Source organism: Nitrosospira multiformis, assembly GCF_003050865.1.
Taxonomy (GTDB): Bacteria; Pseudomonadota; Gammaproteobacteria; order Burkholderiales; family Nitrosomonadaceae; genus Nitrosospira; species Nitrosospira multiformis_E.
The window spans coordinates 48,427-64,734 of sequence record NZ_QAOK01000015.1; the positions used below are offsets into that span (position 1 = coordinate 48,427).

At 55.7% G+C, this 16,308-nt stretch carries 16 protein-coding genes; all 16 read right to left on the bottom strand.

Annotated features, from left to right (window positions below):
* Positions 1-9: 9 nt before the first annotated feature.
* The 16 genes from C8R21_RS09270 to flgB all read right to left on the bottom strand — a co-directional run bounded on the left by C8R21_RS09270 (position 10) and on the right by flgB (position 16,198).
* Positions 10-1,161 carry a flagellin N-terminal helical domain-containing protein gene (locus C8R21_RS09270; RefSeq protein ID WP_107762434.1) on the bottom strand — a complete coding sequence of 384 codons (1,152 nt, stop codon included), beginning with the start codon at positions 1,159-1,161 and terminating at the stop codon, positions 10-12.
* 591 nt (positions 1,162-1,752) lie between these two features.
* Complete coding sequence (locus C8R21_RS09275; protein ID WP_107762435.1) at positions 1,753-2,379, bottom strand: response regulator; 627 nt, start codon at positions 2,377-2,379, stop codon at positions 1,753-1,755.
* Positions 2,376-3,605, bottom strand: a complete 1,230-nt coding sequence (locus C8R21_RS09280; protein WP_107762436.1) for a sensor histidine kinase — start codon at positions 3,603-3,605, stop codon at positions 2,376-2,378. The genes C8R21_RS09275 and C8R21_RS09280 overlap by 4 nt, the downstream gene beginning before the upstream one ends.
* A 93-nt stretch (positions 3,606-3,698) precedes the next feature.
* On the bottom strand, positions 3,699-4,145 hold the full coding sequence (locus tag C8R21_RS09285; protein ID WP_308811385.1) for a thioredoxin family protein: 447 nt from the start codon (positions 4,143-4,145) through the stop codon (positions 3,699-3,701).
* Between the two features lie 39 nt (positions 4,146-4,184).
* Complete coding sequence (locus C8R21_RS09290) at positions 4,185-5,456, bottom strand: EAL and HDOD domain-containing protein (protein ID WP_107762437.1); 1,272 nt, start codon at positions 5,454-5,456, stop codon at positions 4,185-4,187.
* A gap of 162 nt (positions 5,457-5,618) precedes the next feature.
* Positions 5,619-6,554: a flagellar hook-associated protein FlgL gene (gene flgL / locus C8R21_RS09295; protein ID WP_107762464.1), complete on the bottom strand. Its 936-nt coding sequence runs from the start codon at positions 6,552-6,554 to the stop codon at positions 5,619-5,621.
* A 141-nt stretch (positions 6,555-6,695) separates the two neighbouring features.
* Positions 6,696-8,615: a flagellar hook-associated protein FlgK gene (flgK, locus tag C8R21_RS09300; protein WP_107762438.1), complete on the bottom strand. Its 1,920-nt coding sequence runs from the start codon at positions 8,613-8,615 to the stop codon at positions 6,696-6,698.
* Positions 8,616-8,754: 139 nt separating this feature from the next.
* Positions 8,755-9,759, bottom strand: coding sequence for a flagellar assembly peptidoglycan hydrolase FlgJ (gene flgJ / locus C8R21_RS09305; RefSeq protein WP_107762439.1), 1,005 nt, complete (start codon positions 9,757-9,759; stop codon positions 8,755-8,757).
* The gene (locus C8R21_RS09310; RefSeq protein WP_258192333.1) at positions 9,759-10,892 is read right to left on the bottom strand and encodes a flagellar basal body P-ring protein FlgI; all 1,134 of its coding nucleotides are present in this window, start codon (positions 10,890-10,892) and stop codon (positions 9,759-9,761) included. Before C8R21_RS09310 ends, flgJ begins: the two co-directional genes overlap by 1 nt.
* Before the next feature lie 22 nt (positions 10,893-10,914).
* The gene (locus C8R21_RS09315; protein WP_107762440.1) at positions 10,915-11,607 is read right to left on the bottom strand and encodes a flagellar basal body L-ring protein FlgH; all 693 of its coding nucleotides are present in this window, start codon (positions 11,605-11,607) and stop codon (positions 10,915-10,917) included.
* A gap of 78 nt (positions 11,608-11,685) precedes the next feature.
* The gene (flgG, locus tag C8R21_RS09320) at positions 11,686-12,468 is read right to left on the bottom strand and encodes a flagellar basal-body rod protein FlgG (RefSeq protein WP_074975707.1); all 783 of its coding nucleotides are present in this window, start codon (positions 12,466-12,468) and stop codon (positions 11,686-11,688) included.
* A 95-nt stretch (positions 12,469-12,563) separates the two neighbouring features.
* A complete protein-coding gene (locus tag C8R21_RS09325; RefSeq protein WP_107762441.1) occupies positions 12,564-13,316 on the bottom strand; it encodes a flagellar basal body rod protein FlgF in 753 nt (250 codons plus the stop codon).
* Between the two features lie 30 nt (positions 13,317-13,346).
* Positions 13,347-14,567, bottom strand: coding sequence for a flagellar hook protein FlgE (gene flgE / locus C8R21_RS09330; protein ID WP_107762442.1), 1,221 nt, complete (start codon positions 14,565-14,567; stop codon positions 13,347-13,349).
* 114 nt (positions 14,568-14,681) lie between these two features.
* Entirely contained in the window at positions 14,682-15,350 is a 669-nt protein-coding gene (gene flgD, locus C8R21_RS09335) for a flagellar hook assembly protein FlgD (RefSeq protein ID WP_107762443.1), read from the bottom strand.
* Positions 15,351-15,359: 9 nt separating this feature from the next.
* Entirely contained in the window at positions 15,360-15,779 is a 420-nt protein-coding gene (gene flgC / locus C8R21_RS09340) for a flagellar basal body rod protein FlgC (RefSeq protein WP_074707279.1), read from the bottom strand.
* Between the two features lie 14 nt (positions 15,780-15,793).
* Positions 15,794-16,198: a flagellar basal body rod protein FlgB gene (flgB, locus tag C8R21_RS09345; protein WP_107762466.1), complete on the bottom strand. Its 405-nt coding sequence runs from the start codon at positions 16,196-16,198 to the stop codon at positions 15,794-15,796.
* Positions 16,199-16,308 lie beyond the last annotated feature (110 nt).

The window sequence follows — 16,308 nt, forward strand, 5'->3', positions numbered from 1 at the left end:
TACCGGCGATTAGCCTCTCAGCAGCGTCAATACGCTTTGCGGCATTGCATTTGCCTGAGCCAGCATGGCCGTTCCCGCCTGCTGCAGCACCTGGTTGCGCGAAAGCGACGCCGTTTCCGCTGCGAAGTCAGCATCCATGATGCGGCTGCGCGAAGCAGACAGGTTCTCGGAGGCGGTTTGAAGGTTCGAAACCGCCGAGGAGAACCGGTTCTGGTAGGCGCCGAGGTCGGCGCGCGCCGCGTTGAGCGAGCTCAGTGCGGAGTCCATCGAGGCGATAGCGGTATCGGCATTGGCGGTCGTATCTATCGCCAGGGAAGCAAAGCCAGTAACCGTGGTGGCTGTTGCCGCAACTGGAGTGGTGTTCAAGCCCGTATTCGTTAGGGTGGCTGTTCCACTCATGCCTACGGTGATGCCGGCGCCGGATATGCCGGTGAGGGTCAGCGTGCCAGCCGCGTTGACAGCAGAAACGCCGGTTGCGCTCGATACCGCATTGATAGCAGCCGCGATATTGTTACCCTGAGTAGTAGCGTCAGATCCCGCCGCAATGGCTCCTACGCTGATACCATTGATAGTCAGATCACCCGCAGTAATGGCCGTCTGACCCCCGATAGCAGCTCCGGTCAGTGTGCTTGTGTAGGTGGTGGTGGTCCCCAGGGACGAGCTTTGTGCATTGACGATGCTGGTGATATTGATGGTCTCGCCCACGTTGGCACCGACCTGGAAGGGTTGGCCGGCAAATGTTCCGTCGAGCAGTTTGATGCCGTTGAACGTCGTGGTCGAAGCAACGCGGTCGATTTCCGCCTTGAGTTGCTGAACTTCATTGTTGAGCGCGGTACGGTCGCTTGCGCTGTTGCTGGCATTGCGCGATTGCACCGCCAGTTCGCGGATGCGCTGCAGGTTGTTGCCGATTTCGCCCAAGGCACCTTCCGCCGTCTGTGATATCGAGATGGCATCGTTGGCGTTGCGGATTGCCTGGTTGAAACCCCTGATCTGGGAAGTCATGCGCTCCGAAATCGCCAGCCCGGCAGCATCGTCCTTCGCGCCGTTGATGCGCAGGCCGGAGGACAGGCGCTGCAGTGTGGTGGCGAGTGCGTTCTGCGAACCGTTGAGGTTGCGCTGCGCATTCATGGAAATGACGTTGGTATTGATGATTGCAGCCATGTAAATCTCCTTGACTAATTTTTCATGAAATTACACCTACAGCCGTCAACTTTTGGTTCGCCTCAATTACCGAAGCTAATCAACTGCTGTTATGCTTATTAACGGTGGTCCAGGAGAAACATTTAATGGCATCGTCACGTTTTTTTGGCGCAGCTATCCCCCCACTCTTCCCGAGTTCATCCAGCACAGCTATCCGACTGGAGGAAAGATATCCCGACAGTGGGGAGGCAGGTGACGTTAATGATAAGAGGAGGCGGGGCTGCGCAATGCGCAGATTAACGGGGTGAACAGCGTCGTATATCTGACACTGCCCTATCCACTGCCGCAAACCCGGAATTTGGAGCAGAGACGATATTTTGACGCAGGCCGCGGAGAAAAAACCGGATCGGTACGCGGAGCGCAGGCTTCGACGCACTTAAAAAGGTAGCAGGTATGGTCCAGCAAGCGAAAGCGAACAGGCAGAAATCTCATTCCTGCTGCAACGCAAGAGATGCCCTGTTGCGCCCGATGAAGAAGCAGCGGATGAAAAAGCAGTGAACAGGTGTGGAGGATAATCCGGCGGTTTCAGGGAGCTGAGGAGGTGAGGGGGGCTCAGGCGAGGCCGTTCTTGATTGCGTAGTGGGTCACTTCCGCATTGTTCTTGAGCTTCATCTTTTGCAGGAGCCGGCCGCGGTAGACACTCACAGTCTTGACCGACAGATGCATTTCCTCGGCCACATCGGTGAGACTCTTGCCCGAAGCGATCAGGCGCAGGGTCTGGTACTCACGATCAGACAACATTTCGTGCGGCGGACGATCGTGATCAAGGCCAAGGCTTTCAGCCATGGCTTCCGCCATTGTGGGCGTCAGGTACTTGCGCCCCCTGGCGACCTGGTTGATGGCGGCCATCAGCTCATTGGGAGCGCTCTGCTTGGTTATATAACCGGAGGCTCCCGCCTTCACGGCCCGGATCGCATAAAGTCCCTCCTCGTGCATGCTCAGCATGAGCACGGGTAATTTGGGGCACTCTTTCCTGATCTGCTTCAACACTTCGATGCCGTTCCTGTCGGGCAGGGAAATATCCAGCACCACCACGCTCCATTCACCTTCACGCAGTTGCTGCATCGCTGCTCCACCTGATTCCGCTTCCGCGATGACATCAATTTTTCCGCTTTCAGTCAGAATCTGCCTCAAGCCCTGACGCACAATGGCGTGATCGTCGACAATCAACACCTTCATGAGCGGGTCGATTTCCGTGAAGGAGTCGCCGCAAGGACCGTTGCCCGCGCTTCCGCAGCAAGCGGAATCGAGAGATGCACCAGGGTGCCTTCACTTGCCGGCTCCGCTCCTGTCTGTTCCCGCTGAAGCCCTGACTGACCTTGCCGGGTCTGAGTCCGCTCATGCCCCTGCCCTGCGCTGACCGTCAGTTTTCCCTCGAGCAGGCTCGCGCGCTCGACCATGCCCCGAATGCCGAACGAATCAAGCTTTCTGAGATCGCTTGGGGCGATGCCGCACCCGTTATCCAGCACCTTGAGCTCCAGATGTCCTTGTCTCACGTCAAGCCAGACCCAGACATGCGAAGCATGGGCATGCTTGGCAATATTGGTCAGTGCTTCCTGAAAAATTCGAAATACAGCCACAGCCGTATCAGGTTCGAGTTCAATATCCGATTCGTTGCACGATACCTCGCAAGGTATGCCATAACGTTTCGCAAACTCACCTGCCTCCCATTCTATTGCCGCAAAAATGCCGAAATCCATGATACCCGGCCGCAGGTCACGGGAAATACGCTGTATTGAATGGATGGTGCGATCCACCAGATCGGAAACAGTACGGACTTTCGCAAGTAGTGCGGTATTCTCGGCGCTGCTGGCACCTGCATCGATCCGCCTCACCAGCCAGTCGAGATCGATCTTGATGGCAGTGAGGTTTCCCCCCAGATCATCGTGTATTTCTCTGGCAATGCGTATACGCTCGTGCTCCCTCGCCGCCATGACGTGCGCTGATACTTCCTTGAGCCGTTCATGGGATTCCTTGAGCTCTGTCTCCCGACGCCTGCCCTCGGTGATATTGATGATAATGCCTTCCCAAACCACGCCCGCGCCCTTCTTCCGCCTTGGACTCGCTCGCAGGCTGATCCACTTTATATCCCCATAGGATTCGATCCACAGGCGCCCTTCCCAATTCCACGTTGTCAGATTAGCTGCGGATTGCGCCTTCGAATACCGCAGGCTCTCCCGGTCTTCCGGGAGCACCAGATCCAGGAACAACGAGGGATTGGCTTTGAGTTCCGCAGCGGAAATCCCAAGCACGCTGGCGCACTGGTCGCTGATAAAAGGCAGGGAGGAAGTACCGTCTTCCTTCTGTATGTATTGAAAAACCATACCAGGAGAATTGGCGACGACATCCAATGGATACGCCTTCCCCATGTGGATGGAGTCTGATTTTTCCTTTTTTTGCTTCATGGAGTGCTGATACGTTATTGACTGCGCAAGTTATAATGCGACAGATTCCGGCCGGACATAGAGGATACGGCGCGATCACTCACCCTTGAAGATTCATGCATCCTTGCAGATATTTTCAAGAGCACGCTGAATAAGATCTGAATTCTCAGGCCGGACCAGGCGAGCCATTTCTTTTCCATCCTTCAAAAAAATCAGGGTCGGCCAGAGCTTTACTCCAAACGAGCGTCCTAACCGTCGACCTTTTCCATCCTCTATCCGGATATGGCGCACCGGTGAAGCTCCGGACAAGGCTGAGGCAATCAGCGGCCGCGCAGCCCGGCAGTATCCGCACCATGCTGCACCGAACTCGACAAGAGTTGGACCCTGCAGCGAATCGATCTCGGCACGGGTTGGCTCACTGCCATGAACAGTATCCATTCCTGTATTATAACCGCTCCAGCGTTCCCGTTTCCCGGCCTTCCAGGGAGGCAAAGTGGAATCCCTTTTCAGGTTGCCTCCCCCCGGCAACTCTTGACCCTCATATACGTGCGCATCCAGCATGCGGATGAACTTGCCAGGCGAGGGGAAATAGGACCTCCATTAGGTAGGCAACAAACTGTTGCTCCATTCAAATGCTTCCAGCTGGAATGGATAAAGCTCTTCAATCGGCAGTCCCAATCTGGCAAGCAGGGGCATGAGCAGTCGGCCGGCTTCGCCAGGTTTTTCGAGATATTCGGCAAGCTTTAGCAAGTCCCCATAGAACCCTGTCCGGTACAGCAAGGCTTCGGTGATCTCCTCGCTCAGAACGATCTGACGGAGAATTCTTTCCATGTGTTGTCCGAACAAAGCATCCAGCAGGGATAAAATGCCCACGGTAAAAGCAATATCAGCCATGCTTCTATTTGCGGGCTGAAGTTTTCGGGCGACGAGTTCAAGAAGTTTGCCGCGTGTCGCTGCCAACAGGAGAAGCGGCGACCCGAACTGGATCTGAGGAGCCGGCCCGACATAGATCTGAATTTGCAACCATCGCTGCAACTGGCGGCGGCCGAGGACCATCAAAGCCTCGCTTAACGAATGTATGCTTTTCGTAACACCCATGCCCGGTGTATTGACCAGTCGTAATAACGACAGGCAGAGCGATACTTCCTTCTTGATGCGTTGCTCGATTTCTATAGTGTCGGCGTCCCTGGCTACCAGAGTCATCAGTTCCATGATCGCCAGCTGCGAAGTTGCAAGCTTCTTGCCTGACAGAAGAGCTGGTTTTGCAAAGTAGTAGCCCTGGTAATAGTCAAATCCGAGTTCAAGGCAATTCTGGAATTGCTCGATCGTCTCTACTTTGTCAGCGAGAAGCACCTTGTGCGCCTGCTTGAACTGGCGAACGAGCATGGCCAGATCGGCACACGTCATGACGGACGTATCGATCTTGATGATTTCAACAAACGGCAGTAACGGTTTTATATATTCGGACAGGGTGATGACGTCATCCAGCGCGAAGCGATATCCTGCATCTGCCAGTTCGGCAACACGCCGGACGAGTTCGGGAGTGATCTTGTCCGTTTGAGGAAACTCGAACACAACTTTTTCGGGTGGTAGAAAATTAACCAGATCTCCCATCAACAACGTGGAATTCACGTTGAAGAAACCCAGCGCGCTCCCGGTCACGTTCTCAATGCCCAGTTCGGATGTGTGTGCGATGATCGAAGCAGCGCCGCGTGTATCCTCGGCGCTAACGGGCGCCCTGACTCCTGTGCGGCGGAATAATAACTCGTAAGCGATCAGATTCTGGTTGCGATCCAGAATAGGTTGACGGGCCAGGAAAAATTCCTTTACCTGCGCGACCGAAGAAATATATGGAGCCGTATCTAGAATCATCTGTCAGTCTCTATTCGACTGAAAACTCAGGTAGCGGTTACAGCCACCCGTAGTCAGAACCGCATCCGGATAGCTCGCCGGGAATGACTCGGAGCATGGTAACCATCATGCAGGAAATTTTTTTCCGGGCGAAGAATCCGTGCGTGAAATATCTTGCTGCCATCAGCGTATATAATCGAACAGGGAAAGGCTTTGCACTTTCAGAAATGCCTTCTGTGTAGCTTCCAGGTAGGTCCGCTGCTGAGTCAGGTCACTGATGGCTTCCACGTAGTCCACATCCCGTAATTCCGACAACTGCTGTTTGTACTGGATATTCAAATCTTCGCCGCGCTCATTCAAGGCGTCGATTTCCTTCATGCGCGTTCCTACCGATGCCTGCGTCTTGAGCACATTGTCGAGCGCATTGGACAGGTTTGCTTGCGCAGTATCCAGACCGGTGGCGAGGGCTGCCTTGCCCGCCGGGCCGGTTACCGGTGTTTCGAGTAAATCAGCCAGATCCGATAGCGTCTTGAACATGCTGTGGTAGCCGCCTCCCGCTGCGGGAATGCGTTCGAACACTTCTCGTCCTGACTCATTTACTGCAAGCTGCCGAGATGAGCTGGCTTGTATCATGCGCAAACCTTCGTCGCCGACATATTGCACCCCGCTCCCGGTATCCTCAAACGGCATGGTTGAACCCTGATAACCGGAAAAGAGATATTGCCCGTTTACATCCTTTCGGTTGGACAAACCCAGAAGTTCACCCAGACTCGTGCGCAATTCAGTGGCAATGGTTTCGCGTCCGCTGTCATTCAGGGTACCGTTTCCGGCAGCCACGGTAAGCTCCTGCGCCCTTTGCAGCAGGGCTGTAATGCCGCCAAGAGTACTTTCCAGCATGCTGAGGCTGCTCATGCCATTTTGCCGGTTCAACGCGTATTGACTGTTGGCAGAGTCTGCCTCGGCAACATCGAGGGCCCGAACATACGCCGCCGGATTTGCAGACGGCGTGAGCACGCTGCGGCCGGTACTTATCTGCTCAAAGGTCTTCATCTGTGCCGACTGCTGGTGGTGGATGGCGGCAAGTCCCGCCTCGTAACTGGTATTACTGCTGACGCGCATTTTGATTCCCTTTTCTATTTCTATCTCTATTTCTATCCCATGCTGATCATGTTCTTGCCATGGGCGGTGCTTGCCCTGATCACACCGCTTCAAGCGTTGTCAGGGCCCGCCTTCGCGCGGGTGCTACTTTGCAGCGCGCTTTTACCTCATTATCTCGAGCAGCGAATCGAACATCTGATTAGCTGTTTGTATCACCTTGCTCGCCGCCTGGTACGCCTGCTGGTAGCGCAGCAGGTTAGCCGCTTCCTCGTCGAGATTGACACCTGCTTCCGACTGCTGCAAAGCCCTGGTTTGGGTAAGCAGGGCAGCCTGCGCGTCGGCCGTGACCTCCAGTTCGCGCGTCTTGTTACCCATCTGGCTGACCAGTTGCCCGTATGCACCCTGGTAGCTGGCTCCGCCGGCGGCCAATGTATTGCTTGACTGCAATGCTCCCAGCAGCAAGGCATTGCGATTATCAGCCACTCCATCCGTGTTCGGGCCGACACTGAACGTATCGCCTCCCTTGGGCATTCCGGTAATCTGAACAGTCCAGCCATTGAACGTAATCGGGCCACCCGGAGTAAAGGGAACATTGGTTGGATTTCCTGTGCCGATACCGCTTACATCAAAAGTGGTGGCGCTGGTAAAAGTAAGCGTGACCGCCTGTTGCAGATTGGGATCGGTGGGAGGCGGTGCATTTACCGTGCCTGCGCTGATGCGCCCCGTACCGGTATTTGTAGCCGGTGCGCTTGTCCGGATCGGTGCCGCCGCGGCGATCTTGCCAGTATCCTGAACCGCAACCGCGATCTGGCCGGCGCCCTTGGCCGTTGGCCGAATAAGGAATTCATCTCCCGTCGCAATTGTTCCGGAAGCAAGGTTCAAGCGCACACCATCCACTGTCTGGGGGAAGGCAGCAAAAGTCTGAGCATTCCCTTCTACTCCATTCCTGATGGGTTTCAGGGTATAGTTGGCGCCATCAAAACTCAGGCGATAATCGCTGACGTCCAGATCACGATAACTGACGATTTCGGCGTCAATGGCTGCGCTGCCGGTATTTTCTGCCGACGCCACTACCACAGGACCCGGTGTGGTAAAAAAATCACCCCCCAGGTTACCCTGCGCATCTTGTCCCAGCCGGTGCTGTTCGTTAAAGGTTCCCGCCAGACCGATTGCCACCCGGCCCAGCCCGTTCCGTACCGTATCAATGATCTCGTTGCGAAATTGCAGCAATCCGCCGAGCTTGCCTCCATCCAGGTTTGCCTCCTTGAGCGGAATACTGCTGCCGCCAAGAACATGGGCAATCTCGAGGCGATCCGCATCCATTGCGGAGGGTCTGGCAGCAAGCTGAAACGCTTGCGAACCCATTACCAGGGGCTGGCCCGTCCCCAGGAAAACACTATACCCACCATCACTCTGCACCACCACTGTGGCGCGGATCTCGTCGTTGAGCTGCGTCACCAACTCGTCGCGCTGATCCCGCAAGTCGTTCGCCGGCTGGCCGCTGGCAGAACTCTCCGCCATACTGATGGTTTCATTCAATTTTGCGATTCGCGCCCCCAGGGTATTGATAAGCGAAGTGCTGTTCTCGATTTGCCTGTTTACCCCCTCCTGGATTTCATCCAGCTGGCTGTTCATTGAGTGAAACTGCCGTACCAGCACCTCTGCGTTCGACAGCATGGATTGGCGCGATGCCGCTTCAGCGGGATTTGTCGCGATTTCCTGGAGGCTGCCGAAGAAATCCTGCAAGGCGGGCGACAGTCCTGAACCGCCGATGGAATCGGCCAGCAGCCTGTCGACCTGCTTCATCTGGGAAAAATATGTTTCCAGTTGGCTGGATTCAGTTCCAGCCTGCGCAACCTGCCTAGAGAGAAACTGGTTATAAGCCCGCTTTACTGTATCGGTCTGCACACCCTGACCAATAAATCCACTGCCCGTAGCCCTGGCGTCGGTCGTCGACTGGATAACCTGCTGACGGGTGTAACCCGGAGTTGCGGTATTGCTGATGTTATGTCCCGTAACGAGCAACCCCCGCTGGGCCGCATGGAGCGCGCTGAGTCCAATGCCGAAAATACCATTACTCATGGTTATACCTTGCCATGGTTATACCCTGTCTGCCAGTAGCCTGATCTGAATGTCGGTGCATATATTGACGGCATCGGGTTGAAAATATTTAGGGGGACAGTGAAAATCCTCCGGGGGATTTATCGGGAATACTCGCCACTTATGACTCAGGACCAAAGGTCATTTTGATAATCCGGCCTAACTTGTCTCCATAGGCCGGATCCGTAGCATAGCCGGCCCGCTGCAGGGCATGGGCAAATCCTTCGGCATCGAGCCTCTGCACCGCTTGCCTGAGTACTTCCGTGTAGCGCGGATTGGTGCTCAAAAGGTTGGCGTAGTCGCGGAAAGCTTCGGCGTAGGATGGATAAGCGCGAAATTTCTCCACCTTCTTATGTGCAATGCCATTGATATATTCTGTCGTGACCGCTTCCACCACGGACCCCTTCCAGCCAGCACCCGCTTTTATGCCAAACAGGTTGTGGCTGGGGGTTCCATCCATAGCGCGCAGCTCGCGTTTTCCCCATCCGCTTTCCAGCGCTGCCTGCCCGAGCATGAACTGGACCGGGATGCCCGTTGCCTGGCTCACTTCCTGGGCATATGCACCTACCCTTGCCTTGAACTCGGACACATGCGCAGGTACTTCGCTCGCCTGTGAGCCCTCCTGTTCCAGCCTGGATGAATCCGACTGTCCCGCTCCAGACCACCCTGGTTGGTGCAGTCGTTCCTGCATCTCTACTGTCGGCGCATAACCCCGCAAACCTGGATGCTTCCCTGCCTCCGCTGGAGAGCGTGGCGTTGATTGATTCAAAGTATGGCCCTCGTGGTTTTGCGGAGCCCGCGCTTTTTCCGTCGGATCGGGGGGCGCAGCATGGCGCAACTGACGCACCATGATCTCGGCCAGGCCGATGCCGCGCGCAGCCATGGTCTGGGAAAACTGTTGATCCAGCATCGAGAGATACAACCGACTCTGTTCGCTCTCCATCAGATCGTCTTTAGGAGTGGCATCGCGCATGCTTTTCAGCAGCATGTTCAGAAAGAGGGCTTCGAACTGCCTGGCTGCGGCTTCAAGACCAGCCTCACCGGTTTTTTTTGATTCCACGCGTAGCCCGTTTACCGCCTGGACGTCAAGGGCGAAGCGCGTGGATAGGTCGACCGGAGCAGCCATCAGATGATTTCCAGCTCAGCCCGCAGCGCACCGGCTGATTTCATCGCCTGCAAAATTGCCAGCAGATCCTGCGGCGTCGCACCGATCGCGTTCAATGCCTTTACTACTTCGGCCAGCGAGGCGCCTTCAACCATCGTCAACATACCCGACTCCTGCTTGATTTCTATGGTCGAGCGCTGCGCCTGCACAGTCCGCCCCGACGAAAATGGTCCAGGCTGGCTGATCACGGGTTCCGTACTGATGACGACCGTCAGGTTTCCGTGAGCAATCGCGCATTGATCCACTGTTGCCGCCTGATTCATGACCACTGAACCAGTGCGGCTATTCACGATCACTCGGGCCGGCATTTGTGCGGGATTGATGGCAAGGCTTTCCATCTCCGCCAGAAATGCCACCCTGTGATCGCTTTCCGCAGGTGTCCGTACCTGGATCGCCCGGCCATCCAGTGCAGCAGCCGTACCCATGCCGAAGCGTGTGTTGACCGCATCCACTATCCGTTTCGCCGTGGAGAAATCGATGGTATTCAGTTCAAGGCGGATCATGCCATCCTGTCCCAGTGCTACCGGTACCGCGCGTTCGACTGTCGCTCCACCGGGAATACGACCGGCATTCAGATGATTGACCTGGACTTTACTTCCGCTGGCGGCGGCGCCTATTCCAACGACCAGCAGGTTACCCTGAGCCACCCCGTAGAGCTGACCGTCGATTCCCTTGAGCGGAGTCATCAGCAGAGTACCCCCGCGCAAGCTCCTGGCGTTACCCATGCTGGAGACCGTGACGTCGATCGTCTGGCCCGGTTGGGCAAGCGGCGGAAGCGCAGCTGTGACCATTACGGCCGCCACATTCCTCAACCGCATGTTCGTCCCGGGCGGCACATTGACGCCCAGTTGCATCAGCATGTTATTAAGACTTTGAATGGTAAACGGTGTCTGAACGGTCTGATCACCTGTCCCATCCAGTCCCACTACCAGCCCGTAGCCGACGAGCTGGTTAGTGCGTATGCCCTGGATCGATGCAAGATCCTTGATACGCTCTGCCTGAACAGGCACGGAAAAGGCCCACAAACCCACCCATGCGCAGAAGAAGCCGAACCAGGCCGGGCCAGCGATTCCTGTTGAAACCGGGTATCTCATGGATTCACCTCATGTGCGCACTTCAGAACGGCGCAACGGTCAGAAAGAAGCGTGAAAGCCAACCCATGGTTTGCGCCTCATCGATATAGCCGTTCGCCTTATACTCGATACGCGCATCCGCCACCTGGATCGATGATACGGTGTTGTTGATCACGGTTTGCGGGCGCACAACGCCGGAAAAACGGATGTACTCCGAGCCCTGGGTCATTGCCAGCTGTTTTTCTCCACTTACCACCAGATAACCATTGGGCAGCAAATCGATCACGGTAACGGTAATCGTCCCGCTAAAATTATTGGCGGAAGCCGCCTCGCCCTTACCTGCGAAATCATTGGACGAGGACGCCCCGAGATCGATTTTTTTTGTGATAGGCACGCCAAACACGATTGGCGGAATGCCGAAACTCAAATCGCCATTCTTGTTGGCGCTGCTGTTGGAGCGCTTGCTCGCATTGGTTCGCTCGGTGAGGAGAATCACCAGCGTATCGCCGATCTGGCGCGCCCGCCGGTCGATGAACAAGGAGTGGTATTGATCAACGTCCTGATAAACCGATCCGTTGCCGGGAGGTGCCGGGGGCGGCGCCGCGCGCGCAGACATAGGTTGGTGAACGATTGGTGCAGGCGGCGGGAGACTGACGCAACCGGAGAGCGCGAGCAGCACCCCTGTCATGAAACCGAGGACTCGTCCGGGTCGCTTCGCTGAGAAACTCAAAACCATTTTGTGCCGCCATGATTCTTGATTGCCATCGACGCTTCAGCCGTGGACATTTGAATGTTCGACCCGGTTACTGCCGATCTATAGCTGGGTCAGGCGTTGCAGCATCTGGTCCGATGTTTGCACCGACTTGCTATTGATCTCGTATGCCCGTTGCGTCTGAATCATATTGACCAGCTCTTCCACCACGTTGACATTGGAGGTTTCCACATATCCCTGGTTGAGTAGCCCGGCCCCATCCGTGCCGGGATTGGTAACGTTCGGAGTGCCACTCGATGCTGTTTCCACATAAAGATTTTCGCCCACGCTCTGCAAGCCGACAGGATTGACAAATGTGGCAAGCTGCAGATTGCCCACCTGAACGGCCGCGGTGGAATCCGGGGTGGTTACGGAAACGACTCCATCACGGCCCACGGTGATGCTCTGGGCGTTCGGGGGGATGGTGATCGCGGGTTGAACGTAATAGCCGCTGGACGTTACCAGTTGTCCTTCGAAATCGGTCTGGAACGAACCGTCCCGGGTATAGGCTGTCGATCCGTCGGGTCGCAACACCTGGAAAAATCCCTGCCCCTGGATAGCGACGTCCTTGGAATTTCCGGTCTGTTGCAGGTTTCCCTGGGTAAATATACGCTCGGTGGCAACAGGCCTGACGCCGGTTCCGAGCTGCAGGCCGGAAGGCAGCTGGGTTTGCTGTGAGGATTGTGCGCCCGGCTGGCGGAGCGTCTGGTACAGCAGGTCTTCAAAAACGGCGCGCGAGCGCTTGAAGCCGTTCGTGCTGACATTCGCCAGGTTATTGGCGATGACATCCATCTGCGTCTGCTGCGCATCAAGCCCGGTCTTGGAAATCCAAAGTGATCGAATCACGTCAACTCCATGAAAAAATTATTTTCTATTATCTGGTTACAATCACTAATCAAGGCGATATATCAATACGGAAGTGTGCAGGATTCTTCCCTGCCTCACCCACTGATCGACAGGAGCTGGCTTGCCCGTTGGGCATTGCCTTCCGCATTCTGCAACAGCTTCATATGCGTCTCGAACTGGCGGGAAAGGGAAATCATGTCCACCATCGCCTCCACGACATTGACGTTGCTCCCCTCCAGCGCACCGCTGCTCAAGGTAACGTTTCCATCCGCCTCTGCCTCGCCACCCCCGCTGAGCCGGAAGAGCCCGTCGGGGCCGCGAACGAGTTGTGTCTCAGGCGGATCAACAAGCTTGATCCGGCCCACGGCGACAGCCAGATTGGGCTCGCTCGTCCCTGCCCCGGCCGGCACCGTGGAAACCGTGCCGTCGGTGCCTATGGTAACTTTCGCATTGGGCTGGATGGAAATCAGCCCGGTATCGCCCAGCACGTTCAACCCGTCGCGGGTCTGCAATATTCCATTGGCACTGACATGAAGATCGCCGTTGCGGGTGTAAGCCTCGCTACCGTCCGCCAGTTGAACCGCGATCCACCCGGCTCCCTGTATTGCCACGTCTAGCTCACGTCCGGTGTTCTGCACAGTGCCCGGACGGAAATCCGCCCCCACACTTGAATCCACCACAAATGCCCTTGTAGCGAGGGTATCGCTGAACACCGGCACAGCGCGCAAGGCATTTATTTCAGCGCGGTATCCGGGTGTGTTCGCGTTCGCCAGATTGTGAGATACCCCGGCGTGCTGTCCCAACGTGTGCTTGGCCCCCGTCATGGCAACATAAATCATGCGATCCATATTTACTCCAATGATTGCCTGCTAATCGGATTACTTCAGATTCACTACTGTCTGAAGTATCTGATCCTGAGTCTTGATGGTCTGGGCATTGGCCTGATAAACGCGTTGCGCGGTAATCATATTGACGAGCTCGGAGGTAAGCTCCACGTTCGAATCCTCAACTGCGCCCGCCTGCAGCACACCCAGGCCGCCGGTATTCGGTGCGGCTACCAGCGCCGCGCCTGAAGCGGAAGTTTCTTTCCAGGCATTATCGCCAGCTGCTTGCAAACCCTGAGGGTTGGCAAAATTGGCCAGTGCGATCTGCCCCATGGAGAGAAATTTACCGTTGGAATAACTGCCGCGTACGACCCCATCCTCGCTGATAGAGAAACCAGTGAGCTGGCCGGGTGCGTACCCGTCCTGCGATAACGCATTGACCCCGAAACTGGAACCAAATTGGGTCGTGCTTGCGAAATCGATATCGAAAGCGAGGGGATTGGCCCCGGTAGTGACGGGAGCCGTCACACTGAAGCTGCTGGAGCTCAAGGGGTCGAGATTACCGTTGGACAAGAAATTCAATGTGCCAATCGACGAACCACCATTGAGGAGAGTGCCATCGTTGGCAGCGAACACATCCCAGCTGTTGGCTGCTGTCTTGACGAAATATGTCGATAATGGAGTCGAATTACCCAGGCTGTCATAGACCGAAAGCGAGGTTGAGCTTTGATAAGTCGCCGGATCTGTCAGATCGAAGGCAGCCGCACTCAACGGCGTCCCGCGCGAATCGAGATTGACCAATGCATTTACATGCGTCGTGGTGGCAGGTGGCAGGTTCGCAGTGGAAAGCCTTAAATCGGTGGGCGTGCCGGAATTGATCTGCCCGGCTGAGTTGGCCATATAGCCGGTAAGACGGAGGCCACTGCTGTTGACGATATAACCATCCTTGTCCGGATGAAATTGACCGTTGCGCGAATAACTGATCGCGCCCTGGTCGCTTAAACGGTAGAAACCCGCACCGCCGATCGCGATATCGAACGGATTGTTGGATACGGTAATACTTCCCTGGCTGAACTGCTGAGCAATTCCAGCCACCTTGACCCCTATGCCAGCCTGGGTGCCGCCCCCGCCCGACAGCGAATTGGCGAACATATCCGCAAACTGTGTCTGTGACTGCTTGAAGCCCACGGTATTCGTATTGGCCACATTATTGCCGATGACATCGAGGTTTTTCGATGCCGCATTCAAACCACTCAAACCCTGCTGAAAACTCATGTTTTCGCCTCCCCTGCCTGCTCGTTAGTACGGAATACCGTGATAAATGCCAAATGTCCTGTAGCTGAAGCGGCTTTTGGCTGACTTCCTGACTCTTCCCTGCCCTTGAACAACCTAAAAAATCTGCCGGATATCGGCCAATCCGACCATTCCCAACGTACCGACATCCAGCTGCACGCCTTGATTTCCCTGGGACACGCCTTGAACGGTTGCCGCAGCCAATGCCTGTACTTCCACTTTCTGATCGCCGCGCAGTGCGGCAACGCTTATGCTGTAGTTCCCGTCTGCCGCCTGGCTGCCATCACTCGTCTTGCCATCCCATACCAACTCGAGGGAACCCGCCGCCCGGGGGCCGAGATTCATGACTTGAATCTCGCGGCCGGCCGCGTCATGTATTCTTACTTTCACCTCATCCGCGGGTTGCGTCAGCTCGATGCCGAACCGCGCCGCCCCGCCGGCCAACTGCAAGGTGGAACCGGGCACAAGCACTTCTCTTCCGATCATGCCGGCGGCTTGCAGCGATTGCCCCGCGGTAAAGTTGTCGGCAATGGCTTGAATGGTTGCATTAAGTCTCTCGACACCGTTCACGGTGCTGATTTGGGCAAGCTGTGTGGTGACTTGCGCGTTGTCGAGAGGATTGAGCGGATCCTGGTTTTTCATTTGGGTAACCAGCAGCTTGAGAAACCGGTCCTGCAGGTCTTGTTCTGCCGGTTTGGCAGTGCTTCTGGTTCCATAAGCGGCAAATGGATTACTTGCCGACTGTGTATTCTGAATAGTGCTCATGGAGGTTTCCTATTGTCCGATCGTCAGGGTTTTCAGCAGTAATGTCTTCGCGGTATTCATCATGTCCACATTGTTCTGGTACGAACGCGAAGCGGAAATCATGTCGACCATTTCTTCCACCACATTTACATTCGGCATGGTGACAAATCCCTCCGGATTCGCCATCGGATGCGAGGGTTCGTATACCATCTTCATGGGAGACTGATCCTCGATTACCCCAGAGACCCTTACGCCGTGGGTACCGTTTGAGATACCGTTATCCCCTGTAGGCGAAGTACTCATGAACACGACTTGCTTTGCCTTGTACGGCTGTCCATTGGAGCTCGCCGCGCTGTCCGCGTTTGCCAGGTTGCTTGCAACCACATTGAGGCGCTGATTCTGGGCTGTCATGGCCGACCCGGCCACGGTAAAGATATTGAAAAGAGACATATTCCGCTTTCTCCCTAACCCTGGATGGCAGTCCGCATCTGCCTGATCTGGTCGCTGATGAATGTGAGATTGGCCTCATAGTGAATGGCGTTATCGGCAAACTGGTTGCGCTCCACATCCATATCGACCGTGTTCCCGTCCACGCTGCCTTGTACGGCGGTCCTGTACAGCAATTGCTGCCCCGCCGCCACTCCCGCCCCTGCTGAAGAAGCAATATGATTCGGTGCACTGGTGACAAGGATGACGCCGCGCCTTCCGGTCAGCGCACCTTCCATCGCTTCCTTGAAATTGATGTCGCGCGCCTTGTACTGGGGCGTATCCGCATTCGCAATGTTTGAAGCAATCAATTGCTGCCTGTGTGCCCGCAGATTGGCCGCGTCCTGATAAAATCGAAATGCATGGTCAAGCTTATCGATCACGGGAATCTCCCCCTCTATCAATTTCAATTCGTGCTGGTAATGGATAAACGAAAGCATCTTATTAGGGATGTAAGTTGTCCAAAAGCCGGATCAAAAGGGGATAAATCCCC

Bases quoted from the DNA above. Each gene is read 5' to 3' on its own strand.
- C8R21_RS09270 (WP_107762434.1), bottom strand. From the start codon at position 1,161: ATGGCTGCAATCATCAATACCAACGTCATTTCCATGAATGCGCAGCGC.
- flgK (WP_107762438.1), bottom strand. From the start codon at position 8,615: ATGAGTAATGGTATTTTCGGCATTGGACTCAGCGCGCTCCATGCGGCC.
- C8R21_RS09290 (WP_107762437.1), bottom strand. From the start codon at position 5,456: ATGATTCTAGATACGGCTCCATATATTTCTTCGGTCGCGCAGGTAAAG.
- C8R21_RS09285 (WP_308811385.1), bottom strand. From the start codon at position 4,145: ATGCTGGATGCGCACGTATATGAGGGTCAAGAGTTGCCGGGGGGAGGC.
- C8R21_RS09280 (WP_107762436.1), bottom strand. From the start codon at position 3,605: ATGAAGCAAAAAAAGGAAAAATCAGACTCCATCCACATGGGGAAGGCG.
- flgC (WP_074707279.1), bottom strand. From the start codon at position 15,779: ATGTCTCTTTTCAATATCTTTACCGTGGCCGGGTCGGCCATGACAGCC.
- flgL (WP_107762464.1), bottom strand. From the start codon at position 6,554: ATGCGCGTCAGCAGTAATACCAGTTACGAGGCGGGACTTGCCGCCATC.
- C8R21_RS09275 (WP_107762435.1), bottom strand. From the start codon at position 2,379: ATGAAGGTGTTGATTGTCGACGATCACGCCATTGTGCGTCAGGGCTTG.
- flgD (WP_107762443.1), bottom strand. From the start codon at position 15,350: ATGAGCACTATTCAGAATACACAGTCGGCAAGTAATCCATTTGCCGCT.
- flgE (WP_107762442.1), bottom strand. From the start codon at position 14,567: ATGAGTTTTCAGCAGGGTTTGAGTGGTTTGAATGCGGCATCGAAAAAC.
- C8R21_RS09310 (WP_258192333.1), bottom strand. From the start codon at position 10,892: ATGAGATACCCGGTTTCAACAGGAATCGCTGGCCCGGCCTGGTTCGGC.
- flgJ (WP_107762439.1), bottom strand. From the start codon at position 9,759: ATGGCTGCTCCGGTCGACCTATCCACGCGCTTCGCCCTTGACGTCCAG.
- C8R21_RS09325 (WP_107762441.1), bottom strand. From the start codon at position 13,316: ATGGATCGCATGATTTATGTTGCCATGACGGGGGCCAAGCACACGTTG.
- C8R21_RS09315 (WP_107762440.1), bottom strand. From the start codon at position 11,607: ATGGTTTTGAGTTTCTCAGCGAAGCGACCCGGACGAGTCCTCGGTTTC.